General features: G+C 45.6%; 22 protein-coding genes. 14 read left to right on the forward strand and 8 right to left on the reverse strand.

Annotated elements, in window-relative coordinates; genetic code table 11:
* Window positions 1-2 precede the first annotated feature (2 nt).
* From cobW to ACLGGO_RS16980, 3 genes are all read left to right on the forward strand, one after another.
* Window positions 3-1,037, forward strand: coding sequence for a cobalamin biosynthesis protein CobW (gene cobW / locus ACLGGO_RS16970; RefSeq protein ID WP_446420182.1), 1,035 nt, complete (start codon window positions 3-5; stop codon window positions 1,035-1,037).
* 24 nt (window positions 1,038-1,061) lie between these two features.
* A complete protein-coding gene (locus ACLGGO_RS16975; RefSeq protein ID WP_446420183.1) occupies window positions 1,062-2,903 on the forward strand; it encodes an N-acetylmuramoyl-L-alanine amidase in 1,842 nt (613 codons plus the stop codon).
* Between the two features lie 241 nt (window positions 2,904-3,144).
* On the forward strand, window positions 3,145-3,612 hold the full coding sequence (locus ACLGGO_RS16980; protein ID WP_446334740.1) for a DNA phosphorothioation-associated protein 4: 468 nt from the start codon (window positions 3,145-3,147) through the stop codon (window positions 3,610-3,612).
* 213 nt (window positions 3,613-3,825) lie between these two features.
* Here the strand turns inward: ACLGGO_RS16980 and ACLGGO_RS16985 are convergent, their stop codons facing one another.
* Both ACLGGO_RS16985 and ACLGGO_RS16990 read right to left on the reverse strand, forming a co-directional pair.
* A complete protein-coding gene (locus ACLGGO_RS16985; RefSeq protein ID WP_446420184.1) occupies window positions 3,826-4,419 on the reverse strand; it encodes a Uma2 family endonuclease in 594 nt (197 codons plus the stop codon).
* A gap of 7 nt (window positions 4,420-4,426) precedes the next feature.
* The gene (locus ACLGGO_RS16990; RefSeq protein ID WP_446420185.1) at window positions 4,427-4,606 is read right to left on the reverse strand and encodes a hypothetical protein; all 180 of its coding nucleotides are present in this window, start codon (window positions 4,604-4,606) and stop codon (window positions 4,427-4,429) included.
* 138 nt (window positions 4,607-4,744) lie between these two features.
* Here ACLGGO_RS16990 and ACLGGO_RS16995 point away from each other — a divergent pair, with 138 nt between their 5' ends.
* Window positions 4,745-5,149, forward strand: coding sequence for a hypothetical protein (locus ACLGGO_RS16995; RefSeq protein ID WP_446420186.1), 405 nt, complete (start codon window positions 4,745-4,747; stop codon window positions 5,147-5,149).
* 123 nt (window positions 5,150-5,272) lie between these two features.
* On the forward strand, window positions 5,273-7,069 hold the full coding sequence (locus tag ACLGGO_RS17000; RefSeq protein ID WP_446420187.1) for a WD40 domain-containing protein: 1,797 nt from the start codon (window positions 5,273-5,275) through the stop codon (window positions 7,067-7,069).
* A gap of 156 nt (window positions 7,070-7,225) precedes the next feature.
* Here ACLGGO_RS17000 and ACLGGO_RS17005 read toward each other — a convergent pair whose 3' ends face one another.
* From ACLGGO_RS17005 to ACLGGO_RS17020, 4 genes are all read right to left on the reverse strand, one after another.
* Entirely contained in the window at window positions 7,226-7,699 is a 474-nt protein-coding gene (locus ACLGGO_RS17005) for a hypothetical protein (protein WP_446420188.1), read from the reverse strand.
* Window positions 7,700-7,838: 139 nt separating this feature from the next.
* The gene (locus tag ACLGGO_RS17010; RefSeq protein WP_446420189.1) at window positions 7,839-8,300 is read right to left on the reverse strand and encodes a hypothetical protein; all 462 of its coding nucleotides are present in this window, start codon (window positions 8,298-8,300) and stop codon (window positions 7,839-7,841) included.
* A 37-nt stretch (window positions 8,301-8,337) separates the two neighbouring features.
* Window positions 8,338-8,577, reverse strand: a complete 240-nt coding sequence (locus ACLGGO_RS17015; RefSeq protein WP_446334750.1) for a class I SAM-dependent methyltransferase — start codon at window positions 8,575-8,577, stop codon at window positions 8,338-8,340.
* A gap of 117 nt (window positions 8,578-8,694) precedes the next feature.
* Window positions 8,695-10,293, reverse strand: coding sequence for a DGQHR domain-containing protein (locus ACLGGO_RS17020; RefSeq protein WP_446334751.1), 1,599 nt, complete (start codon window positions 10,291-10,293; stop codon window positions 8,695-8,697).
* Between the two features lie 204 nt (window positions 10,294-10,497).
* Here ACLGGO_RS17020 and dndB point away from each other — a divergent pair, with 204 nt between their 5' ends.
* Window positions 10,498-11,607 (forward strand): DNA sulfur modification protein DndB, encoded by a 1,110-nt coding sequence (gene dndB, locus ACLGGO_RS17025; protein WP_446420190.1) that lies wholly within the window; start codon window positions 10,498-10,500, stop codon window positions 11,605-11,607.
* Window positions 11,608-11,640: 33 nt separating this feature from the next.
* Here the strand turns inward: dndB and ACLGGO_RS17030 are convergent, their stop codons facing one another.
* The gene (locus ACLGGO_RS17030; RefSeq protein ID WP_446420191.1) at window positions 11,641-12,276 is read right to left on the reverse strand and encodes a DNA sulfur modification protein DndB; all 636 of its coding nucleotides are present in this window, start codon (window positions 12,274-12,276) and stop codon (window positions 11,641-11,643) included.
* Window positions 12,277-12,481: 205 nt separating this feature from the next.
* Between ACLGGO_RS17030 and dndC the strand changes: the two genes are divergently transcribed.
* Window positions 12,482-14,101, forward strand: a complete 1,620-nt coding sequence (gene dndC, locus ACLGGO_RS17035; RefSeq protein WP_446420192.1) for a DNA phosphorothioation system sulfurtransferase DndC — start codon at window positions 12,482-12,484, stop codon at window positions 14,099-14,101.
* 231 nt (window positions 14,102-14,332) lie between these two features.
* A complete protein-coding gene (dndD, locus tag ACLGGO_RS17040) occupies window positions 14,333-16,318 on the forward strand; it encodes a DNA sulfur modification protein DndD (protein WP_446420193.1) in 1,986 nt (661 codons plus the stop codon).
* Between the two features lie 359 nt (window positions 16,319-16,677).
* Here dndD and ald read toward each other — a convergent pair whose 3' ends face one another.
* Complete coding sequence (gene ald, locus ACLGGO_RS17045; protein WP_446420194.1) at window positions 16,678-17,775, reverse strand: alanine dehydrogenase; 1,098 nt, start codon at window positions 17,773-17,775, stop codon at window positions 16,678-16,680.
* A gap of 188 nt (window positions 17,776-17,963) precedes the next feature.
* Between ald and ACLGGO_RS17050 the strand changes: the two genes are divergently transcribed.
* The 6 genes from ACLGGO_RS17050 (at window position 17,964) to ACLGGO_RS17075 (ending at window position 25,735) form a co-directional block, all read left to right on the forward strand.
* Window positions 17,964-18,134 (forward strand): hypothetical protein, encoded by a 171-nt coding sequence (locus tag ACLGGO_RS17050; RefSeq protein WP_446336663.1) that lies wholly within the window; start codon window positions 17,964-17,966, stop codon window positions 18,132-18,134.
* Window positions 18,135-18,478: 344 nt separating this feature from the next.
* Window positions 18,479-18,772: a hypothetical protein gene (locus ACLGGO_RS17055; RefSeq protein ID WP_446336681.1), complete on the forward strand. Its 294-nt coding sequence runs from the start codon at window positions 18,479-18,481 to the stop codon at window positions 18,770-18,772.
* A gap of 69 nt (window positions 18,773-18,841) precedes the next feature.
* Window positions 18,842-19,267, forward strand: a complete 426-nt coding sequence (locus ACLGGO_RS17060) for a heavy metal-responsive transcriptional regulator (protein WP_446420195.1) — start codon at window positions 18,842-18,844, stop codon at window positions 19,265-19,267.
* A gap of 244 nt (window positions 19,268-19,511) precedes the next feature.
* Window positions 19,512-20,795 carry an RNA-guided endonuclease IscB gene (iscB, locus tag ACLGGO_RS17065; protein ID WP_446420196.1) on the forward strand — a complete coding sequence of 428 codons (1,284 nt, stop codon included), beginning with the start codon at window positions 19,512-19,514 and terminating at the stop codon, window positions 20,793-20,795.
* Window positions 20,796-21,124: 329 nt separating this feature from the next.
* The gene (locus ACLGGO_RS17070; protein WP_446420197.1) at window positions 21,125-22,186 is read left to right on the forward strand and encodes a WD40 repeat domain-containing protein; all 1,062 of its coding nucleotides are present in this window, start codon (window positions 21,125-21,127) and stop codon (window positions 22,184-22,186) included.
* A 423-nt stretch (window positions 22,187-22,609) separates the two neighbouring features.
* Window positions 22,610-25,735, forward strand: coding sequence for a PAS domain S-box protein (locus tag ACLGGO_RS17075; protein ID WP_446420198.1), 3,126 nt, complete (start codon window positions 22,610-22,612; stop codon window positions 25,733-25,735).
* Window positions 25,736-25,788: the final 53 nt, after the last annotated feature.

The following is a 25,788-nucleotide window of genomic DNA, read 5'->3' on the forward strand; positions in this document are numbered from 1 at the left end:
TCATGCATAAAATTCCCGTAACTGTGATTACCGGCTTTCTCGGTTCTGGCAAAACCACGTTGGTGCGCCATTTACTCCAAAACAACCAAGGACGTAAAATAGCAGTTCTGGTGAACGAGTTTGGTGAAGTGGGTATTGATGGCGAGTTATTGCGTTCCTGTCAAATTTGCGATGAGGAGGACAATCCTAACGATAATATTGTGGAACTGACCAATGGTTGCTTGTGCTGCACGGTTCAGGAAGAATTCTTCCCGACAATGCAGCAACTGTTGCAGCGGCGCGATCGCATCGATTGTATGCTAATTGAAACCTCTGGATTAGCCTTACCCAAACCCTTAGTCCAAGCCTTCCGTTGGACTCCCATTCGCAACGGTGCTACCGTGGATGGAGTAATCACGGTGGTGGATTGTCAGGCTTTAGCCGCAGGAACGTTAGTCGGTGACCTCAACGCCCTAGAAGCCCAACGCAAAGCTGACCCGAATTTAGACCATGAAACCCCGATTGAGGAACTCTTTGAAGACCAATTGGCTTGTGCGGATTTAGTCTTACTCACCAAGGTTGATTTAGTCGATGAGGCGACGCTGAGGAGGATCAAAGACTGGTTACAGGATCAATTACCCACAGGCGTTAAGGTTATCCCTTGTGATCAGGGACAGATTCAGCCTGAACTCTTGCTTGGTTTTAACGCCGCCGTCGAAGATAATTTAGACAGCCGTCCCAGTCATCATGATACCGAGGAAGACCACGACCATGACGAGGAGATTAATTCCGTCCAATTTATATCCGATCAAGCCTTTGAACCCCAAACCCTAATCGCGAAACTGCAACAGCTAGTGCAACAGCAGGAGATTTACCGGATCAAAGGCTTTGTGTCTGTACCCAATAAACCCATGCGCCTAGTCTTGCAGGGAGTCGGCAATCGCTTCGATTCATTCTATGATCGACTGTGGCACAACGGCGAATCTCGCCAAACTCGGTTAGTGCTAATTGGACGTAAACTAGACCAGGCTGAAATTGAACAAGCAATTGGCAGTTAAACGATTAATCGTGAGGGTAGGGGAATGAGGAAAATTCAGTGGCTACTGCTACTTATTAGCTTCTGGAGTACAATTCTGGTTTCATTACCCGCACAAGCCGCTAGACTTCTGTTGTGGCGATTTGATGCAAGTCAAAATCAACTGGAATTTACGACAGATGGTACTGTTCAACCCACAGCCCAACTGATTCCTAATCCCCTGCGCCTGGTTATCGATTTACCTGGTACGACGTTGGGACGTCCCAGCGTCAGCCAGTCTGTGGGAGGAGGGATTCGCGAAATTCGGGTGGGACAGTTTGACCGCCAGACGACTCGGATTGTGGTAGAAATTGCACCGGGTTATACTATAGACCCCCAACAGATTCAGTTTCGTGGGGCATCACCGAGACAGTGGTTTGTGCAACTACCCACGCCGCAGCTTATCAGTGCACCCGCACCTCGTCCCGTACCGCCGACAACTCCTCCCCCCCAACCCGCACCTCGTCCCACACCACCAGAACCCTCTCCTGACACAACAGAGTCAAGCGTGCAACTTGATCCGATTCAGGTGACACGGGATGGGTTTTTTATTCGCACCAATCAAGGGGAAGCCAAAGAGATTCAGGTGCAACGGAGTCGCGATCGCGGGACAATTGAGTTTGAGGTGGACGGAATTACCCTACCCCCAGCGTTACTAAATCAAACGGTGTCGGTGAATCGGTATGGGGTCAACCAAATTCAATTATCTCAACCGTCGGGTTCCTCATCCCCAACTCGCATCACGCTAAACGTGAATCGCGAGAGTCCAGACTGGCAGATGAATTATAGCTCCGTTGGGGGTTTGGTATTACTACCCAGGGGAGTTTCGGCGTCGCAGCTTGATGGCTTATCAGCGCGACGATCCGATCGGGAACCGACGGCGGCTACGACTCTCGCCACCATTGAATCGGTGGACATCGCCCAAAATGGGACTCAATTGTTAATCCGGGCGGATCGACGGATTCGGGCGAGGGGCAATTGGGATACAAACACCAACCAGTTCCAAATTACCATCCCAGATGCTCAACTTGCACAAGGAGTTCAAGGACCTCAGCTAGGCGTGAATAGTCCGTTATCCCAGGTGAGACTGCGCCAGCAAGATCCGCGCACGGTTGTGATTGTCATCCAACCGGATAGAAATACCCAGGTTGGGGAACTCAATCAACCCAGCGATCAACTCTTGTTACTTCCCCTGCGACAGACGAGAGTCTCTTTACCGCCAACGGGTTCGCTTCCTGTACCGCCGCCAGAACGGTTACCGCCGCAGATTTCACCGCCCCCGACTGTATTTCCTGGGGTTCGCAATAGTCGCGTTGTGGTGATGCTTGATCCGGGACATGGGGGTAAAGATCCTGGCGCTGTGGGGATTGGTGGCTTGCAGGAAAAAAACGTGATTTTGCCTATTTCTCTCCAAGTTGCCGCCATTTTAGAACAACAGGGTGTACAAACGATATTGACGCGATCGGATGACCGATTTATTAGCCTCAGAGGACGAGTTCAACTGGCACAACAAACGAATGTTGACCTATTTATCAGTATCCATGCGAATGCGATTAGCATGAGTCGTCCCGATGTGAATGGCGTGGAAACCTATTACTATAGCAATGGGCGAGGGCTAGCCGAAGCGATTCAAAACAGTTTATTACAGAGTACAGGGATGCGGAATCGCGGCGTGAAACAAGGCAGATTTTATGTGATCCGGCAAACCTCTATGCCTTCTGCGTTAGTGGAAGTGGGTTTTGTTACCGGGGCTGAGGATGCGCCAAGACTCGCCACACCAGAATTTCGCAGCCAAATCGCCCAGGCGATCGCACGGGGTATTTTACTCTACATTCAGCAAACCCAGTAGGGGCGAAGCATTTGCGCTCAGATGTCTCGGTTTTATGCCAATATCCCAACGCAAATGCTTCGCCCAATCCCCATGAGGGAGATGGGGGAGCAGGGGAAGCAGGGGGAGTTCACTGCTAACTGTTCACTGTTCACTGCTAACTGTTCACTGTTCACTGTTCACTGCTAACTGTTCACTGCTAACTGCTAACTGTTCACTGTTCACTGTTCACTGTTCACTGACGAAAGAGGATGTCACGGGAATGGGTGTCAATCGCATCCGAATTGCCAAGGATCAAGCCGATTTAGTCAAAGCGTTAACCGCATCAGCCGAGACAACCGGACCCTTTCAAACTTATGCTGACGTTATCGCATTTGCAGCGGCGTTGGGGGTTAAGCGCAAGAAGCGATCGCCTCTGGGGACGATTGCGAAGAAAGAACCCGCACCGATTGGGTTAGAGATATTTGTGTCGAGGGGATATGACGCATTGATTAAACTTTTGGCACTTGTCGAAACCAAAGATGCTAAGATTCTATCCTCCTTTGACGCCAAAGCAGAGGAGGAAAGGATTCATATTTTTGAAGAATATGCCCATGGGGGGTTGGAGATATTGCGAGACGAGTTGCGGGGGGCGGTGAATTATTCAGAGCGATTATTATTAGTTTTGAATGCACAACGGTTTAAACAAGAGGTTCCTGAAGACGAGTTTGATTTAAGCCGATTTCTATAACGGTTCTTCAATGCGTGAGGTGAACCCATACAAAGGGTGCTGTAGGGGCGGGTTTTACAGATAACTTATGGCAAAAACTGATAACTTAACTAAACCCGCCCTTCTCCGGTGGCTGAAAATTAGAATGGGCAATGAGTTATGGCTTAAGTTGACACAGATAAAGGCTTGCACCCACACAATGAGAAACGCTATAAAGTGAATTGAATCAGAAATCTAAGGATTCAATATAACTGTTAAATCAAGAACAAAACCCGGTAACACGTCTTCGCCTGAAAGTGTTGGCGGTTCATCAACAGAGAAATTGATTTGTTCTACATCAACGCATGGTCGATAAATTTCCACTAGGGGCGTTTGCGGATCAATTAGCCAGCCTAAACGAGCACCATTATCCCGGTACTCTAACATTTTGGCACGTAAATTTTTCAGTGAATCGCTTTCAGAACGAAGTTCGATGACAAAATCTGGACATAAGGGAGGAAAGCGTCGCCGTTGTTCCGGAGATAAAGCTTCCCATCGTTCCAGGATTACCCAGGACACATCTGGACAACGTTTGGCATTATTGGGTAATCGAAACTCAGTGGAGGAGTCAAAAACTTTTCCCAGTCTGGTTTGCTCATTCCAATTGTAAACTTTAGCGGTCAAACCCGCATTGCTAATACCACTTTCTCCACCTGTTGGGGGCATAATAATTAATTCTCCATCAGCGGTGAGTTCTAAGCGCCATTGTTCATTCGCCACACAAAGTTGATAAAATTGTTCGTCGGTTAAGCCGACGGTGGGGGGTACGTTCAGGGTTAGAGTTTCCATCACTGTGTTAGCCAACTGAATTAATTCTATTATCGGCGATGTCTAGGACAAAGCACCCTTTTCTCCTTTGACGCCAAAGCCGAGGATGAGAGGATTCATTGGTTTGAACAGTCAGCTTACGGTGGATAATCGTCTCTGTTATACCACGCGATCGCTTTACGCTAATTGACTGATGACAAAAAGACACTTCATCGTTTAAAAATTACCTCAAACGACCGTATTACAAGCCTTTGTAAAGTGTGAGTAAAGACTTCGCGATCGCTAAATTCTTTGGGTGTCGAATGGGTGAACTAGGTAAATAAGTGTAAAAAGATTAGATTCAACAATGACACAAAGCAAACAAAACCCACAAGAAAACTCTGGAGAAAGTGCAGCTCTGATTGGTGGAGGTGCAGCTATGGGTGCAGGTGTTTCCGCTGTTGTTGGGAGTATGGGTTTAGCGGTAGCAGGAACGGCTGTTAGTGTGGGGATGGCTCCTGTTGCGGCGGCTGGTGCTGTTGTGGGATTGGCAGCTTATGGAGCTAAAAAAGCAATCGAACAGAAGGATGCTCTCGCTGTCGGTGCAGCAGCAGGTGGAGCCGCCGCAGGTGCAGGTGTTTCCGCTGTTGTTGGGGGTATGGGTTTAGCGGTAGCAGGAACGGCTGTTAGTGTGGGGATGGCTCCTATTGGGGCGGCTGGTGCTGTTGTGGGATTGGCAGCTTATGGATTAACAAAGCTGCTTAACAAGTAATGAATAATGAGTAGAAAGTCTCCCAATCCGTTTATTGAATTCAGTAGGGGCACGATACTATCGTGCCCTGATCAGTTGATAGTAAGCTCAAGCTGCAGATGAGCTAAATTGGACTTATAACCGATGAAAGATAGTGTAGTATTTATTACCAGTGGTGCTACGGCTGGCGCTGGTGTATCTGCCACAATCGGCACGATGGGATTAGTGGGAGGATTTGGCGGAGTAGCCATTGGTATGACTCCAGTTACAGCAGCAGGTGCGGTGGCGGGTGCGGCGACGTATGGTGCTTTTAAGGCAATTGAAGCCGGGGATGCTAAAGCGTTTGGTGCAATTGGAATGGGTGCTGTCGGTGGTGCTTATATATCATCAACAATTGGCGGTATGGGATTAGCTGGAAGTTTTGGCGCTGTTGGCATTGGCATGGGTACAATGGCAGCGGCTGGGGGAGTGGTTGGATTAGGTGTTTATGGGTTGTATAAAGCCTGCAAACCAGAACCTGGACAACGAATGGCAGGTGCTGTAGACGCTTTTGGGCGCATGGAAACTAAAGTGCTGGAAATGGAAGCCTATACTCAAGCACTTCTTGATTTAGAACTAGAAGCACTAGAAAAAACGTTATTAGGTGATGCTGTAGAACAAAAATTCGCGGCTCTAGAAATTGAGAAAGAGTTAGAGGCGCTAAAGGCTCAACAGCAACAAAAAGCTAAATCAAGCTCGAATTTTTTATCAGATGATCAAGTTTCCAGTAATTTTGAAAAGCCGGAAAATCCAGTCAAAACTATTTCCATTGAGTCTCAACCGTCTCCGATTTGGAAATGTGTCAACATTCTCAAAGGACATCGATCAAAAGTTGCCGCGATCGCGATTAGCTTCGATGGACAAACGTTGGCAAGTGCAAGTGAAGATAAAACCGTTAGTCTATGGGACTTGAAAACCGGAAAACATTATTTTACCTTCTTTGGACAAGCTAAAGAAGTTTTTGCTGTGGCGATTAGCCCCCAGGGAAAAAAGCTGGTTGCAGGTGGATTTGACAATAAAATTACCAGTTGGCAGATAGACAGTAAAGCCCTGCTACGTCCCTTCTTTTATCCGAATTCCACTTACAGTCATTTAGGTTTTATTTCCTGCCTGACGTTTAGCCCGGATCAAAAGATTATGGCTAGTGCAAGTGGTGATAAAACAATCCGATTGTGGAGCGAATACACTGGAGAAATTAAACGCACTCTCAATGGTCATTCAGACACAGTTTGGTCGGTTGCTATCAGTCCAGATGGTCAAACGCTGGTTAGTGGTAGTGCTGATAAAACGATTCGGGTTTGGTCTTTAAGCGGGTATCAACGCCCTCAGATTCTTACCGGACATTCTAACTGGGTGACATCGGTTGCTATCAGTCCCGATGGCAAAATGCTGGCAAGTGGTAGCGCCGATGGTACAGTTAAATTATGGAATATCAATACAGGAGAATTACTCAAAACTCTGGATCAAAAATTAAAGGGATTCGTTTCCGTTGCCATTAGTCCAAATGGACAACTATTGGCGAGTAGTGACAGCAATGCTGTCCATCTTTGGAATTTACACACAGATCAATTACTTGGTACGCTTGCTGGATGTAGTCCTGTGGTTTTCAGTCCGGATGGACAAATCTTAGTCAGTAGTGGTAAAGCAGGGACAATTAAGATTTGGCGTAACCAGTTTGGTGTTGAGACTACCGCCTTTGAATCTGGATTATCGGGTGAATGGTGGGAAATTTTAGGCGTGGAAATAGACGCCGATATCAACAGGGTTAAGTTAGCATACCATCAATTATCTCGGCAATATCACCCGGATATCAACGCTTCAGCTACTGCTATAGCCAAAATGCAAGCGATTAATCAGGCTTATGAAGCCTTTTTGCAGAAATTTAGTCAGGGTTTAAATTAATGTAGTGGCGTTGCACATCTTATTTTTTATGAATTAAGATTCCGTTCATAAATCGTATGGGCGCACAGACGTGCGCCCATAAAATCGGAAAATCTAATCCATCATTTTAGCTGTGTCAATCCGGTAAATGGTCTAGTAAATAGATTGAAACGTGGGTTAACGATTGAGACTGGGAGCAACAACAGTTAAGTAATTGAAAAAAACTTGATGAGCGGTTTTATGTTCACCGTCTGGAGTCATATCGCAAAGCCACCAGATAAATTGACTCTGATAGCATCTTGGTTGATCCGTGGCAATTAATCGACCCAGGTGTTCGCAATTCCATCCCGGAACTGTATACTCCCAATTGCCAAAGACACGAAGAGCATGTTTAAGCCGCTCAATCGTTTGCTTCGGTTCAAAAGCAATGGTGTCAATACCAATAACAAACTTTGCCTCTTTTCTTTCAAAGGGACATAACCCACGACCTGTGTCAAAAATTTGTGCATCTGATAGACCAATACCATAGTGCCAAAACGGATCAAACAGGTTTTGCCAGTTAAGAAGATAACCATATCGCTTGCTTGATGGATCAGCAATGCCATCAATCTCATTGATTACATTTTCAATCTGTTCAGAAGATAAAGACATATTTAAAAAAACATATTGAAGATACTGTGATTTACAATCTAGCACTTAAATAGTGGATTACGCTTTTCAAGTAAATGAGGTACACAGATCCCCGACTTCTTGAAGAAGTCGGGGATCTTGCTTGGATAAAGGAGTTAAATCATTTGACTTGCATGATATAAAAAACATAGCCATACCAATTTGAATACTTCTGATAGATTTCTATCTCTTGGAACTCATTATCGAGAACCTGATTCGCTTGCGGATCATTGTTATATTTTTGGCGTAAATACTCTACCCTTTCCTTCAAGGGAGTATAATAATTGTCCCACCAGGATGATTCATGTAGCACAAAATGACCGATTTGGCGATATCCTGACATTTCTATAAGCTGGAGATTATCGTTAATTGTTTTCATGTCTGGATAATTAGTTTGCCAAAACTCTTTTACCTCAGTTGGGGGATTTGGCTGTAACCAGCAGAGTTCAGAAACAACGAGATAGCCTCCTGTTTTGAGAAGAGTTTGCCAGGATTTTAGTCCAGTTTCAAATCCCATGATATAAATTGCCCCTTCTGACCAGAGGATGTCAAAGCTATGAGGGGCAAAGTCTAAGGAAAACATGGATTGATTGAGGGGATTAATGTTATCAGAAACGCCCTTAGCTAGCGCCCGACGCTGCAATTCGTCTAAAAAGGGTTGATGAGATGTCTACTGCTGTAATTTTTCCATCAGTTAATTTGGCGAGTTCAATGGTTTGCATTCCTGGACCACAGCCGATGTCTAAAATTTTGGGTTGTGGGGATACATTGGTTAGTAGGGAAAAGGCTTGGCGGGTGGAAGCGTTGTCACCAGGGGCTTCTCTGGGTAGGTTGTGATGAATTTCGAAGAAAATGTTCATCGGTTATTGGGTGTCGGGGTGAGTCGCTGAACTAAGGTGAAGGGGTTTTAAAACCCGCGCAGGCGGGTTTGGTTTGTGTAGCTGCGGTTTCAACCGCCCAGTTAACGGTTAAGTTGACTACAACACAGGCGGAAGTCCCACATCTCTAGGCTTGACAAACTTACCATTAAACCCTACTGCTTTCCCTTCAATGGTTCTGGCTTCGGCTAATTCTCGCCGCAGTTCTGCTTTTTCCATCCCATCTTCTGTCCCCACAATAATATAAATCAGTAATCGGGCGGCTAAATCTCGTCCTGATACCATGATGCGCTTCTTATTCGGGTCAAATAATACCCCATACCACAGCGATTGGGGCGTCTCCATCTGACTAAATCCCCCTTCGGCGTCGTATTTACAGAGTTTCTTAAATACCGTTTTTAACGATAACTTTTTCTGAAATACCACAATTCCTAACGCTTGGGTAAAGGCAATTTGTCCGACGGGACGGAATAGGATATTCCCCTCACCGCCATTGTTCTCAAAGCTGAAGCGGCGTAACTGGGGAGTTTCTTCCCCCTGTTCTAATCGTTGATAACTGGGTAAGCTGACTAAGTGGTCAAAAAACTGATTAAAGGTGTCAATTCCCGCTTCTAATTCCTCATCATCGGGACGCATCGGGATTAACCCTTTCTTCTCCGGCGGTTTCCAGTGGGGGAATTTATGTTCTAGATACCGTTGAGACATTTCAGTTAACGCCTGGAGGGTGGTTAACACGGTGGATTTGGCGGCGACGGTGGCGCTATCCCAATTGACACGAGGATTGCGTCCAGGGACTTCTTTTAATAAGGGATGGTTGACGGCGATTTTGCGGGCGACGATGGAAAAACCGTCATTTTCATTTAATAGCGCCAGTTGTCCTTTACTTAAGCGTAATGCCATTAAGTTGACGTGGACGAAAATAGACCGGACTCGCCGCAAGGCGGCTTCCCGGGTTTCACCTTTGGCGACGGCGGGGATGAATTCAATGCCGATTTTTTCCTGGGCGAGACTTTGTAGGTAGGCGGGGTCGAGTTGGTATTCGTCGATCAGGTCGTCTATGGTAATTACACCGCCCACGGGTTTTTTGTTTTTGTTGTAACGTTGCAGTCTTCCGGTTTTGAGTAAGGTCATTAGTCCCTGAACACCCATGAGTCGGTGTTGACCATCGAGGGCGAAGATGGACACGGAGGGGGAGATATCTAAGAGTCCCACGGTTTGGTTTTGGTCGAGGGGAATGAAATCTGCGGCGGATTGGCGGGCGCGTCCTTGTTTATCCCATTCCTTGGCTTTGGGATTATCTACCCAAGTGGGGCTGTGGACGACGAGAACGGCGGGGAATTTATGGGCTTGGCGGGCGGCGAGGTATTGGGTGAGGGGGGCTTGACGTGACCAGTCTAGGGGTCGTTGGAGGATTTCATCGACGGTTTCTTCATCCCGGATTACGTTGTCGGTTTGGGGGTCGAATTTTTGCCGGAATAGGGGAAGTTGGGAGGCGAAGCGGACTCGGCTATCTAACCATTCGAGGGTGACAGACCCGATAAAGGCTTCGGTACTCCCCATCTGGGTTTTTTGGACGAGGAGGCGATCGCTTCTGGCTAAATGGCGATCCAATAGCAGGGCTAGCGCCTGTCGATCCTGGCTGTCTTGTTCCAGGATTTGGCTGGCGATGTCTGCTTTTGGCTTGTCGGGGCTACTCATCTGTTTTATAATATTTTAGTCTGTTTTTAAAAATAACTGATTTAATATTTTTATGTCAAATAGGTTTTTAAAAACTGAAAGTGTGCCATACTGAGGTTAGGGGGGTATTCCAGAGTCCTCTTTGGATCACCAGAGGACTATCCCTAATGCATCAACAAAATACCTGTGATTTGTCACTATTACTCAAACTAGAACGAATGACAAATGACCAATAACAAAGGACTGATTCCTTCCTTTGAGTACGTTTTACCCGCAATCCGAGGGATTCAAGCGGGACGGGAATATTATGTGTCCATGTGTCCAGTGCGATTTATTCCTAAGCTGTTTGCGAGGGACGATGAAGAGAATCCGCCGGATCAGAGAGTGGCGCGATCGCTAAATTTTAAACGAGTCCCAGAAATTGCTAACTATATCTTGAATAATCCTGATAATTATACCGTTTCAGCGATTACCGCCGCGATTGATGCTGATATTAATTTTGAACCCATTGGTACAGATAAAGAAGGGCGAAAAATGGGGCGCTTGCGTGTTCCCATGGATGCGCGATTTCAGATTACTGATGGACAACATCGCTGCGCGGCGTTTGAGTGGGCGTTGAAGCAGAATCCGGCGTTGGGGTATGAGACGGTGGCGGTTATTTTAGTGTTGGATATTGGGTTGCGCTATTCCCAGCAGATGTTTTTGGATCTCAACGGTTATGGGGTTCATCCCGATGCTTCATTGGCGATTCTCTATGATCATCGCCATCCCCAGACGACTGTAGTCAAAGCAGTGATTAGAAATATTAATGTGTTCCGAAGCCTAACAGATAAGGAACATCGGACATTAGCCGTGCGATCGGGGAAGCTATTTACGCTGCATACGCTATATAATGCTACGTCTATGCTGTTGGCGGATTGGCAGACGGCTGAATTGGATCAGCAGATTGATTTGGCAATTCGGTATTGGCAAGCTGTAAGTTATTGTATTCCAGATTGGGAGGCGGTGAGACAACGGACTGTAAGCGCCAGGGAGATGCGACAGGATTATGTCCATAGTGATGGGATCGCACTTTTGGGATTAGGGGCGGTAGGGTCAGTGTTACTCTCGGTTTATCCCCAGAGTTGGGAGGAACGTTTGCAGGAATTGCGGCGGATTGATTGGTCACGTTCTAATCCCGATTGGGAGGGGCGAATTATGGTCAAGGGTCAGATTTCGCGATCGCGAACCAGTATAGGGCGGATGGTGGCTTATTTGAAAGGGTATTTGGGTTTACCGTTAACCTCACAGGAGGAAGAGTTAGAAAATGCTAATGGTTTAGTTAAACGGAGTTAGAAGATTGGATGAGATTAAAATGATCACCACTATTTACATCCAGGCTAATTTTGCCTTGGCTGCATTCACCGCTATTCTTATAGGGCTGGCACTGGCTGAAATTTTATAAGGTTTAGATGGGTTTGTGGGATTAGGGTCTTTTTTTATAATATTTCCCTGCCAAAGTTCACTGGCTGTTGACCAATCAAGTTGGGCAAGTTGTAATACTTTTTCTATGTCAAATGTATAAATGCCTCGGTTCAATGTTAAGTAGAGCAAGCGTCCAAGAATTTCTAGTCCGACACTCCTCCCTAAAATACAGTCTTCTTTGAATGCACCAATGTCTTCAACGGTCAAGTCTTCAACATTAGTTTCACAAATATCTTGCGTTTGACTGCATTCTGAGAAAAACTGATTGAGGCAACTTGTTAAGGCATCAGAGGCTTGCTCAACGTCATGTTCTTTTAGAGCATGATTCGGATCATTAACAAAGGCACAACTTACCAATTTAGCTATATAATTCGTTGTGTAAATCAATTTCTTTTTCGTAGATGGAGAATTCTTAATGCGTTCCGTCTTATCTTCAAACATGGAAACTTCCTTGATTAAATTTTTGGTAATGCCAACTGTACCTTCAAATTCACCAAAGGACAAAAGTAAAGATTTATCCAATGCTTTAGTTTGAGCCATATCTCTAAAATCAGCCCAGGATAGCACTTTTGACGGTGATGCTTGGCAAAGTACGGCTCAAGCACTTCATCAAGCGGCTGATTGGATTCAGACTGGAGGAGGTTGTAATCAGACATATAAACCCATAAAATCAGTGAAGCATTATGTATCTATTCTAATTATGACTCGCTAGAAAAGGAAACTGGGAAAATACGGACTTTGAACTATGACACAAGCTCATCAGACTTCTCTCTTCCCACCACGTACTGTGGCTGAGTTAGTGGAAGATATACAGAAGCTAACAGCAGAAATCCAAGATTTATACTGTCAAGATGAAATACCCTTTGTTATTGGCTGGAGTGGTGGAAAAGATAGTACAGCCGTACTTCAATTAATCTGGAATGCGATCGCAGCGTTGCCAGCGGAAAAACGGACAAAAACGATTTACGTTATCACAACAGACACACGGGTAGAAAATCCGATTGTCTCTACCTGGGTTCGTAAATCTTTGGAAAGAATGAAGCAGGCGGCAAAAGAGCAAGAAATGCCGATAGAACCCCATTTGCTCTACCCGAAAACTGAACAAACCTTTTGGGTAAACTTAATTGGGAAAGGATATCCAGCACCGCGCAACCAATTTCGTTGGTGTACCGAACGTCTCAAAATTCATCCGGCGAACCATTTTATCCGTGAAGTTGTTCGAGCGAATGGTGAAACAATTCTGGTTTTGGGTACTCGTAAGGCAGAAAGTGCTAAACGTGCTGCCACAATGGAAAAGTATCAAGCGGGTAGACTTCGCGATCGCCTCAGCCCTAATGGTAGTTTACCAAACTCTCTAATTTACTCTCCTATTGAAGATTGGCGCAACGATGAAGTTTGGCTTTATTTGATGCAGTGGCAAAATCCTTGGGGTAATAACAACAAAGACTTATTTTCCATGTATCAGGGGGCAACAGCCGATAATGAATGTCCTTTAGTTGTTGATACCTCAACACCTAGCTGTGGTGATTCGCGGTTTGGCTGTTGGGTTTGCACAATGGTTAATAAAGATAAGTCCATGGAGGCGATGATCCAAAATGACGAAGAGAAAGAGTGGATGCAGCCTCTCCTTGATATTCGCAATGAATTGGATATTAAAGATGATCATGATAAGAGAGACTTCCGCCGCATTTATGGTAAAGTCGAACTATTTGAACGCAATGTTGATGGCAAAACCTCAGTTAAACCGATTCATGGTCCATATACGAAATACTGGCGGGAACATTGGTTAAGGCGCGTCTTAGAAGCCCAAACCCATGTCCGGAATACTGCGCCCCCAGATATGCGCGACATCACTCTAATTACTCCAGAAGAACTTAGTGAAATTCGCCGTATCTGGTTAGAAGAAAAACATGAATTTGAAGACAGCTTACCCCGAATCTATAAAGAAGTTACAGGCGAACCCTTCCAAGATTCCCGCCCTAGTGCTGAACGTAAACTTTTGGGTAGTGATGAATGGACAGTCTTAGAAGAAATCTGTGATGCGGATGAAATGCATCTGGAACTTATGGCAAAACTCCTCGATACCGAACGCCAATATCAGACTAAATCCCGGCGGGGTATTTATGAAGCGATAGAAAAATGTTTTGAAAGCAGTTCTCGTTCGAGAAAAGATGCCATTGAACATGCCTACTATCAGCGCCAACTCAAAAATGTCGCCAAAAATGTTGAAAATAATGATTCAGTAGGTCATGATGTTAGGGAATTTTGGGATAACAAGAATAAGCAGACTCAACCCAAACAGTTAACGTTTGCTAGCTTGAAGTTTCCAGAACAAAATTCAGAGGATATTGAAGATGAAGATTAAGCTGTAATGCATTTAAATTGGGTATTAGCAGCGAGCAAGATGCTCGCATTACAATGATCTCGCAATTCTTGACATTATGGTTTAAATGCTGAACAGCTTAGGACATAGATACCTTTCTTGTAAGGGGGCTGGGGAGTTAGTTTTTCACCTTGTTGCGACTAGGTGCTGTGAGCTAACCCCACTTCTTCAAATTTCCTGATTATAACCCTATATCTCAACTAAGAAATTAAAATGATATTCCTGGAACTCATCCTGGAAAACTTTGGTCCATATTTAGGGCGACAAGCAATCAATCTCCGTCCCGAAACCAATGATTCTACTCGTCCAATTATTCTCCTGGGCGGGATGAATGGTGGTGGTAAAACAACCCTGATGGACGCTATTCGCCTTACCCTCTATGGTTCCCGTGCCCAATGTTCCACCAGAGGCAATTTAAGCTATAGCGACTTTCTCAACCAGTGCGTTAACCGTAATATTCTCCCCACGGAAAAAAGCCGTATAGAATTGGCTTTTGAAGCCGTAGAAGACGATAAACCCAGGATTATCAGAATTATCCGCTATTGGACGAAAGAACCCAAAGATGGTAAAGATACTTTGTGTATTTTAGTCGATGAAGAGTGGCCCGATATAGCTCTGGCAAATACCTGGGATGATTATATCGAAAATCTGCTTCCCTTGGGTATTTCAAACTTATTTCTCTTTGACGGTGAACAAGTCAAAGAACTAGCGGAATTAGAAACCCCACCTCCTCTGGTGGTGAGTGCGATTCAATCCCTGCTTGGGTTAGAACTGGCTGAACGCCTGTCCACAGATTTAGATATTCTCGCCAGTCGTAAGCGTCGAGAAATTGCCAACAAGAAAGAACTGGAAACATTAGATAACATTGAAGCAAAATTAATTGAGCAAAAAGAAAAAAAAGAAATAGTTAAGCAAGACTTATCTGCTCTAGAAGGCAAGCTAAAACGTGCCGAAAAACAGCAAGAGTTAGCTTCGGATAAATTTGTCTCCGAAGGCGGTAAACTTGCCAGCGAACGCAGTCAACTGGAAGCCCAATCGGAAACGCTGATTGAACAGGCAAATCAGGTGCGTCAAGAAATGCGAGACTTGGCGGCTGGTGTGCTTCCTCTCTCTTTGATTTCTCCGTTACTAGAACAAGCGAAATCTCAAGCGGAACAGGAACAAAAACAGCACCAAGTTAAATTGACACGGGATGTATTAAAAGAACGGGATGCTCGGTTAATTCAGTATATCAAAAAGATTTCCTTGACACCTAAGCGCGTCAATCAGATTCAATCGTTTATAGAGAGTGATAACCAAGCACTGGATCAAGAAATTGCCGCCCAAGAGGAACCGTGGTTATTAGCAGATGAACCTGCTATCACTCGCCTAGAAACTCTGCTAAAGTATGAACTGTCAACCGCACAAACCAACGCCCAAAGCCAACGAGAACGTCTGCAAACCCTAGAAACGGATATTGATGCCTTGGATCGGCAAATTGCTACCGCCGCGTCTCCTGAAGCGTATAATGCCCTGAAACAGGCATTTACTGACGCCCAAAATGAAATGATTAAGGTTAAAGCGGCTTACGAAAATGCTTCTCGCCGCTGTGATGAAATAGATCGTCAAATTAAGGAAACGAAAAAAGAGTTAGAAACTTATGCTGATGAAACAATTAAACTGAAAAATAATCAGCATATTATTAATTCGATTGCCAAGGTTCAAACCACATTAGAACTATTTCGAGAGAAGTTAACTCTGAAAAAACTCAACAAACTGGAAATCGAAGTCACCGAATGCTTCCGTTATCTGCTGCATAAATCTGACTTAGTTCACCGTGTCGCCATTGACACCCAAAGCTTTAGTCTTTCTCTCTATGATCCAGAAGGACAACCGATTCCCAAACACCGTCTCTCGGCTGGGGAAAAACAACTGTTAGCGATTTCCTTCCTCTGGGGACTTGCCCGTGTTTCGGGGCGCCATCTTCCAGTAGCGATTGATACACCCTTGGGACGGCTGGATTCCTCTCACCGTAGTAATTTAGTGGAACGGTATTTCCCCACGGCGTCTCATCAAGTTATCCTGTTATCGACGGATACTGAGATTGGAGAAACTGAGGTGAAACGCCTGCGGGAACTAGACGCTATTGCCCAAGAGTATTGCCTGAATTATGACCCCAAAGAACGGCAAACCGTGGTGGAAGCGGGTTATTTTTGGTAAGGATTGTGGGAGAATGGGTTAGGGTAGTTTCGCGATCGCGTTGACTTGTGCTGATTCCTATCTGGGTCACAAGGCAGAAGGGATAGAACGAAAATGTACCCAAGGGCAAGCCTTTCTGGGCGCAAGCCTTCATCCGTGTCAACTTAAGCCACAACCCTTGCCAATTATTGTTTCGAGCAGTTTGACACAAACTAATCGTGAAGCTTTCTCCCTAAGCTATTACAGGAGAAAGAGCAATCCGCAAGAGCATTCTCTTGCTCCCAGACGTGCCATGGCACGTCTCTACATAGCTTCCCCTGCTTCCCCTGCTTCCCCTGCTTTTAGCGCTTAAGTTGACACCAATGATGGAGCCTGCGCCCCTACGGTTTCGTGTTACTTAAATCGGGAAACACTTCCCGCACCGCCGGATGAACTAACTGATGATTCTGGACATTCACCCCCTTCGCCAACGCTAAGTCTGACACGACAGCTTTTATCCCTTCATTGGCTAACTTGAGAACATAGGGTAACGTACTGTTATTCAAGGCTTGAGTCGAACTCCAGGGTACAGCACCGGGCATATTGGGTACGCCATAATGGACAACTCCTTCCTCTATATACGTGGGATTTGTGTGTGAGGTGGATTTCACGGTTTCAATACATCCCCCTTGATCTACCGCCACATCAACAATCACAGCACCCGGATGCATTTGTTGCACCAATCCACGAGGGACAAGAATCGGCGCTCGACGCCCCGGAACTAATACCGCCCCAATGAGCAAATCCGCTTGGGGAACAACGGCTTCAATCTGGTCTGAATTACTGTAGAGTAGTTCAACTCTGGAACCGAACAGGGTTTCTAAGTAGGCTAGACGTTCAATATTAATATCTAAAATCTGAACGTGAGCGCCCATTCCTACCGCCATTCTTGCCGCTTCTGTCCCGACAACGCCACCACCAAGAATCACAACTTTACCAGGTCTCACCCCAGGGACACCCCCCAAAAGCACCCCGCGCCCACCTTGTTGGCGCTCCAGAAATCGAGATCCAAATTGGACAGAAAGACGACCGGCGATAATGCTCATCGGTGTCAGCAAGGGGAGGCGGTGATCAGGGAGTTCCACGGTTTCATACGCGATCGCACAAACACCACTATCGATTAAACACTCGGTCAACGGGCGATCCGCCGCCAAATGCAGGTATGTAAACAGTAATTGTTCTTTTTGTAAATATGAATACTCCGACCTTAGCGGTTCTTTCACCTTAACCACCAGTTCCCGATTCCACGCCTGTGCTGCTGTAGCGACAATCTTAGCGCCATTGTGCTGATAGTCTTCATCAGTAAAGCCAGCACCCTCCCCCGCCTGGGTTTCTACCCAAACCTGATGACCGGCTTCCTGTAAGACGCGAACGCTACTAGGACTCAATCCGACTCGAAATTCTTGGTCTTTTGTCTCTTTTGGTACACCGATTTCCATCGTTTTCCTTTATATAGTGCAGTTTTCAGACGTTGTGCCATAAGGACTAAGCATATACTCCTTACGCGATCGCACAACATCGTTGTTGAAATTGGTATAACCTACCGATATAAATTCTGCCCTTGCTTGTTTAAATGTTAAACTTAGTAAAGAAATATAACTAAATCATTACACCATCCTTGGCAACTATGACACAACCCCAACCCACAACCACTCCCCAACTCGCCGAACCCAAATTTGGTTTCAATGAATATGCTGAGCGCTTGAATGGTCGAGCCGCTATGATTGGGTTTGTCTTGACACTGGGCATTGAATATGCTACAGGTCAAGGACTGCTAACTTGGCTAGGTTTGCAATAACACTCTGAGATCAACATTTGGCAGTAGGAGCATCTTACTGGCGAAAACATCGCTAGCCGTATGATCAGGGCGGGTTTGACAGATAACGTTTGGCAAAAACCGATAACTTAAACTCGCGCCCGCCCATTGATATCACCTGTGTACCTGTGCACCCGGAGTCCCGCCGCTAATTTCTGCCCAAAGATACTAGCAGATGGATTAAGTCAGTCGCTATATTGATTGCAACAAGTGAGTATAAATGGTAAAGAATAATAGGTTATCAGCTAATGTAGCGATTGATCGGATAACCTAGAAGTAGATTAAGTACTTGACTGAAGTGGAATAGAGATAAATAGCAAACCGTGATGAATGCTTTAGGACCTCGATTCTGGAAGTTAGCCTACCGTAAAGAGCCAATTTCTAGCTTTATTGTCATTGTCGGCGCTGTCGATGCCGTCATTGGCGGTGTCGGTGAACGCTGGTCGCTGCTAACATTCGGGTTAATGATGGTCATGTTAGCCGTTGGTTTACGCTGGTGGCAAAGTCAACGTCGCCAAACAGAACTGGCTGAACAACCCGTAACCCATTATCTGCCAGCAAGCCCTTCCCGTCCACCCTTACCGATGCTCAGCACCAGCAAGCGCCACCCCCATCGCTGATGCTGGTTTAAAGCAAGTCAGGTGTAATTTTTTAGAAGAGAAAGATAAGGGAAGGCAGATTTGCGCCGAATGACAAGCAAATTAACATTGGAGCGATTGTATAAAATTGGCGAAGTTGCCAATCAAAGTGGATTATCGGTAAAAACGATTCGTTATTACGAAGAGGTGGGTTTACTGACACCAACGACAACCCGTTCCGAGTCAGGTTACCGCCTGTTTACCGAACCAACCCTGAATCGGTTAGCCTTTATTAAGCGATCGCAATCCCTCGGACTCAGCCTGAGTGAAATCCACGAAATCCTCGACGTTCACGACTCCGGTGAGTTACCCTGTGGTGCAGTGAAGCAACACTTACTGCATAAAGTCGAGGACATTAACCAGCAAATTCAAGCCCTAGAACTGCTCAAGTCAGAGCTTTTAGGCTTACTCTCAGGATGGCTTGAGCAGCCGCCGCGCGATCGCATAGCTCAAACGATCTGTCCAAACATTCAGTAAGCAACCCCGGTCTAAAGACGCGGGGCTTTAGCCAAGTAAGTTGAAGCCGTGCTTACCAGCCTAAGACTTTATTGTCTACGTTATCGGCAAGTGTTCAAGACCTAGAGCGTGGATGCGTAGCTAGTTCCCTGCTCTAGAACCGAAAAGTTAAACAGTTTTAAGGTCACTGAAACAGTGCTTTTTGGATAGTTACCGACCGATAACATTGGCGAAGCTAACGTTACTGAAAAGGAGAGACACAACAATGTCTAAACAACCCAATTACGTTTTTGTTCTTGATACAAACCGCAAGCCCTTGACCCCTTGCAAACCATCAGTAGCACGGAAGTTGCTGAAGGCTAGCAAAGCCAAAGTCTTTAAGTTGTATCCATTTACAATCATTTTGAATAAGGAGGTAGTTGACACACCCGAACCTTTAACCCTAAAAATTGATCCTGGCTCAAGAGTGACGGGATTGGCGATACTCGCCGATTCAAATCTTATCTGGGTAGCCGAATTAACTCATCGTGGACAGGCAATCAAGATGTCACTAGAATCGCGTCGCTCGTTACGTCGTGGACGCCGAAATCGGCATACACGCTATCGTCAGGCTCGATTTCTTAATAGAGCACGTCCTAAAGGTTGGTTAGCTCCAAGTCTTCAACATTGTGTAGGAACAAGTCTAAGTTGGGTTGATAAACTCTCAAGGTTAGCGCCAATAAAAGTGGTTGTTCAGGAGTTGGTCAGGTTTGATTTACAGCAACTGGAAAACCCTGAAATATCCGGCGTTGAATATCAACAAGGGGAGCTGGCTGGTTACGAAGTTCGTGAGTACCTGCTTAATAAATGGGAAAGAAAATGCGCTTACTGCGGCATTCAAAATGTCCCTCTACAGGTAGAGCATATCCAGCCCAAAGCTAAAGGTGGTAGTAATCGGATATCTAATTTGTGCCTAGCTTGCGAAAAGTGCAACATCAAAAAAGGGGCTAAAGATATCGATGTATTTCTAGCCAAGAAGCCTGATGTTTTAAAAAGAGTTCTCGCTCAAGCTAAAAGACCTTTAAAAGATGCTGCTGCTGTTAATTCGACCCGTTGGGCTTTATTCAATCGACTAAAAGAGACGGCGCTAGAAGTCAGTATTGGTTCGGGTGGATTAACAAAGTTTAACAGAACTAAATTAAACTTACCAAAAAATCACTTTTTTGATGCTGCTTGCGTTGGTGATACACCTGAACTTTTAGTGATAGCAAGCCAGCCTTTGAGCATCAAAGCGACTGGTCATGGCTCTATGCAAATGTGTCGTACTGACAAGTTTGGGTTTCCTTGTCGATATGTGCCTAGATTAAAGCGAGTCAAAGGTTTTCAGACTGGTGACATTGTAAAAGCAGTTGTTACCTCTGGGAAAAAGTTTGGAACTTACGCCGGGAGGGTTGCAGTTCGCTCTACTGGTAGCTTCAATATTTCAACAACAGGTGGGTTGATTCAAGGAATTAGCCACAAATACTGTCAACAAATTCATCAAAAGGATGGTTACAATTATGGTTTTTGAATATTGGAGGCTTCTTAAACCGCTACCGTGCGTTCCTCCCCGGTCTGAAGACACGGGGTTTCCCGCAACGGAGGAGTTCTGATGAATGAGGAATGAGTTTTGACCCTTCACTTCGTTCAAGGGAATGGCGCGTGACCCTTCGTTTCACTCAAGGAAACCTGGTTGTGTGTAGGGGCGGGTTTCACGATTATCGTTTCTTCCCTCACCCAGATGGAACTAAACCCGCCCCATCCCAGTTTTGAGTGCGATAATTATGACAAATGACCAATGAAATAAGGGCAGTTTTGATAGGAATGATCATAGTGTGGGCGACTGTGAGCCATAAGGCAATGAGTCAGCCTTTACCTGTACCCATTGCGCCACCCAATCCGGAAAATCCAGCTCAACCACCGCCTCCTATACCCATCGATTCGCCAAATCCCAATAATTTATCTCCGCCTCAACCTCTCCTTTCACCTGAAGCCTGGAGAAATCCGCAACTAGTCCGCACCTTTACAGGTCATAACACAGCCATTGATTCTTTGTTCTTTAGTCTAGATGGAACAATTCTCATTAGCGGCGGTAGTTATAACGATGGCAAAATTAAATTTTGGCAGCTAGAAACAGGTCAAGAAATCGACAGCCTGCGAGCGCAACGAACTTCGGTATCCGTCCTTGGCTTATCACCCGATGGAGAAACCTTGGTCAGTTCTGGTACAGATTCTGCGGTTAATCTCTGGAACTGGAAAACCGGAGACTATATCCATCAGTTTCGCGATCATACCAGCAATGTCTTGTCCCTGGCAATCACGCCAGATGGTCGCACCTTAGTAACGGGGGCTTTAGATGGAATTCGACTGTGGGATTTAACCAAACAACGTCGAATGTATACCTTGGCGCGTTTTGATAACCAAACCTATGGGTTGGCGATTCACCCGGATGGAGATATTCTGGCAAGTGGTCATAAGTATGGTTCAATTAAGCTCTGGAATTTAAACACAGGGGCGTCACTCAATCAGATTAGCGCCCATCGCGGTTCAGTTAATGCCTTGGCGTTTACACCTGATGGACAAACATTAGTCAGTGGTAGCTATGATCGCACGATTAAAGTCTGGAATCTTAGAACTGGACGATTAGCACAGACTCTTTCGGGACATACCGGGCGAGTGTGGGCTGTGGCGATTAACCCCGATGGTGAAACTCTAGCCAGTGCTAGTCGTGACGGGGTGCGGTTATGGAATTTAAGAACCGGTGAACTGTTGGGATTACTGAGAGCCCATGAAGATTGGGTGCATTCCGTTGCCTTTAGCCCTGATGGTACACTCCTGGCTACTGGCGGATTTGATCGGCAAATCATGGTTTGGCAAATTTCGACCGTGAGTGGTGAAGAGTTGGCACAACGTTCTCAGTAGGGGCTTGGTAACCATCAGTAGGGGCTTGGTAACCAAGCCCCTACTTCACCCCGTCAAATGCCAAGCATAGAGTCACCTAGGATTTCCCCCGTACAGCCGTTTTCAATTAAAGGAAATCTAGTATAGACTAGAGGACAAAAGCATAAAAGCTTCACTTAATATAAAGCCAAATTAATCTTTGGTAAGGAAAAGCTAATCAGCCAGAGCGAATAATGCTCACCTAAGACGTGCGCGATCGCGAGTCCAAGGGTCTGTTAGTAAATAAAGCAGTAAACGGAAAAAGTCAAGTCAAATTCATTTTTCTTCAGAAATAACCATCTGATGAGCGGGCTAAGTTGCTTGCCGTTCATCCGTTTTGATGTTAAAACATTCAACCCTAGAACATTGGTCTCTTGTTTCATTGATAATTCAGATAGTCTATCGATGGCGACGGTTATTGATTTGTCTCAAGCCATCTCTAGAGAAATTCGACTACAGCCATTGCTCTCAACCTTAATCCAGATAGCCTTTGAGATGACAGATGCTCAAAGCGTTACCCTGATTTTGCAAAAGCCGGAGCATTTAGTCATAGCGGCTAGGGGGGTAAGGGGTACAAACCCAATCATTTTGCCCCTGACTCCCATCAAATCCAGCCCAGAGATTTCCCTGACGCTGGTTGAATATGTTTGGCATCATCCCGACATTTTAGTCGTCTGTGATGATACGACAGACGTTACACGATGGTCAACGATCGCACTGAACCCTCAAAACCATACCCTCGATCCTAACGAAGGGTCAAAACTCAACACTCAACACTCAACACTTCCCCAATTGAGTGTATTATGTGCGCCGTTAACAGTGGGTGACCAGAAAATTGGTATTCTTTACCTAGAAAATAATCAAACCAGAGACGCATTTACGGGCGATCGCGTGGCGATTGTCCCACTCCTGTGCATCCAGGCTGCATCTGCACTACAGAATGCTCAAGCATACGAACACCTCGAACAGTATTCACGCACTCTGGAGAACACTGTAAAACAGCAAAAGCAGCAGTTACACCACACTGAATCCCGCTATCGTGCCATTATTGAAGATCAAAGCGAACTAACTTGTCGTTACAGCGCTGATGGCAGACTCACCTTTGTTAACGAAGTCTATTGTCGCTATTTTAGTAAAACACCAGAAGAACTCATTGGATACCGCTTTTTCCCCCTGATCCACCCAGAAGATAAACCCCTGCTAGAAGCCTTTATCGCCCGGTTGACTCCAGATAACCCTGTAGGTACAGTCGAACACCGTGTCATTCTAGAGAGTGGTGAGATTCGCTGGCAACAATGGAGCGATCGCGCTATCTTTGACGCTCAAGGTCGATTACTGGAATTCCAGGCGGTGGGACGGGATATTACCGATTGTAAATTAACCGAACAACGACTGCGCCACAGTGAAGCTCGACTCAATGCGATCATCTCCAGTACCTCCGACGGGATTATGATTGTCGATAGCCAAGGTCAAGTTCGTTTCACCAACCCAGCCGCCGCCAACCTCTTAAATCAGGATGTGGAGGAATTACTCAACTATAACTTTGGACTGCCTATTGGTATACATCAAACCACAGAATTGGGAATTGTTCGCGCCGATGGAAAACTCACTTTTGCTGAAATGAGTGTAGTTGAAACCGAATGGGAAGGTGAATCCGTTTTTGAGATTTGCTTACGTGATGTCACCGAACGTCAACGGGCGGAAGCCGCATTACGGGAAAGTGAAGAACGCTTCCGGGCAATTTTTGAACAAGCCGCCGTGGGAATTGCCCTGGGGACACCATCGGGAGAGTTAATTCGGGTCAATCAACGATTTTGTGACTTGGTAGGATACGAGGAGTCGGAATTATTACAGCTTAGTTTCCCCGCCATTACTCATCCTGATGACCGAGCCGCAGAACTCAATGATTTAACTCAATTATTGGCAGGTCAACGTTCCACTTATTCTAGAGAAAAACGCTTTATCCGTAAAGATGGTCAATGGCAATGGGTGAATCTTGCTGTATCCCTGGTGCGAACCTGGATGGATACCCCCAATTACATTATTGGCGTGGTTGAGGATATCCAACAGCGCAAGCAAACGGAAGCCGCCCTACAACAGGCTTTAGATGCAGCAGAAGCGGCTAACCGTGGCAAAAGCGAGTTCTTGGCAAATATGAGTCATGAACTGCGTACTCCCCTCAATGCCATCCTGGGCTTTACCCAACTCATGGCAAGGGATGCTTCTCTCAATCAAAATCAGCAGGATTATTTGGGCATTATTACCCGTTCGGGTGAACATTTGCTGGATTTGATCAATAATGTCCTGAATATGTCCAAAATTGAGGCGGGTAGGATTTCCCTGTCACAAAGTAGCTTTGATCTCTACAGTTTGGTTGATTCTATTGCGGAAATGTTGCGCCTGAAAGCCCTATCGAAAGGGTTACAGCTTATGGTTGAGCGAACTGCCAATGTGCCTCGCTATGGGATTGCAGATGAGGGGAAATTGCGGCAGATTTTGATTAACTTAGTGGGTAATGCGGTTAAATTTACGTCACAAGGTAAGGTGATCTTGCGTGTGCAAGGGATATCCGATACGATGACCCCACCAACGAATATCAATGCTCAATCCTGTCTGTTTTTTGAAGTCGAAGATACCGGGGTGGGCATTCGTGCTGATGAACTTGCTACCCTGTTTCAAGCCTTTGTGCAAACCAATACGGGTCAGCAATCGCACTCGGGAACGGGTTTAGGTTTAGCCATTAGTCGTCGGTTTGTGCAATTGATGGGTGGAGAAATTACCATTAACAGCACTCCTGGTCAAGGTACATTGGTAAAATTTGATATACCCATCGGCATCGTTCCCCAAGATCAGATTCCTAGTCAACCCTTAAGTCGGCAGGTGATTGGTATCGCACCCAACCAACCCAACTATCGCATTTTAGTGGTTGAGGATCAATGGGCAAATCGCAAACCCCTGGTCAAGTTTCTGGAATCCTTAGGATTAGACGTGCAAGAAGCCGAGAATGGTCAAGTTGCTGTTGCTCGCTGGGAACATTGGCAACCTCATCTGATTTGGTTAGATATGCGAATGCCTGTGATGGATGGGTATGAAACCACTAAAATGATTAAATCTCATCCTCAGGGAAAGACAACCGTGATTATTGCCTTAACCGCTAGCGCTTTTGATGAAGAACGAACGGCTATTTTAGCAGCAGGTTGTGATGATTTTGTCGCCAAGCCCTTCCGCACTGAGGCGATTTTAGAGAAAATGGCACAACACTTAGGTATCCGTTATTGTTATGACGATTCTGCCCCACCCTCATCCGATGTCGATACATCGGTATTAACCTCTGAGGATTTCAGGGTGATGCCGACGAATTGGATTACTCAGTTGCACCAAGCCGCCATCCAGCTTAATAGTAAACAGATTGTTCAGCTTATCGAACAAATACCTCCAGAACAGACGTTACTCACGAAGGCATTAACCGATTTAGTTAATAACTTTCGTTGTGATGTCATTATGGATATAGCGCAAAAGGCTATCTCGTGATCAACACCTCCCGTTTTTCTGACATTGTAGAGACGGGACAGACCACAATACAA

The organism is Coleofasciculus sp. (assembly GCF_046565525.1).
Taxonomy (GTDB): domain Bacteria; phylum Cyanobacteriota; class Cyanobacteriia; order Cyanobacteriales; family Coleofasciculaceae; genus Coleofasciculus.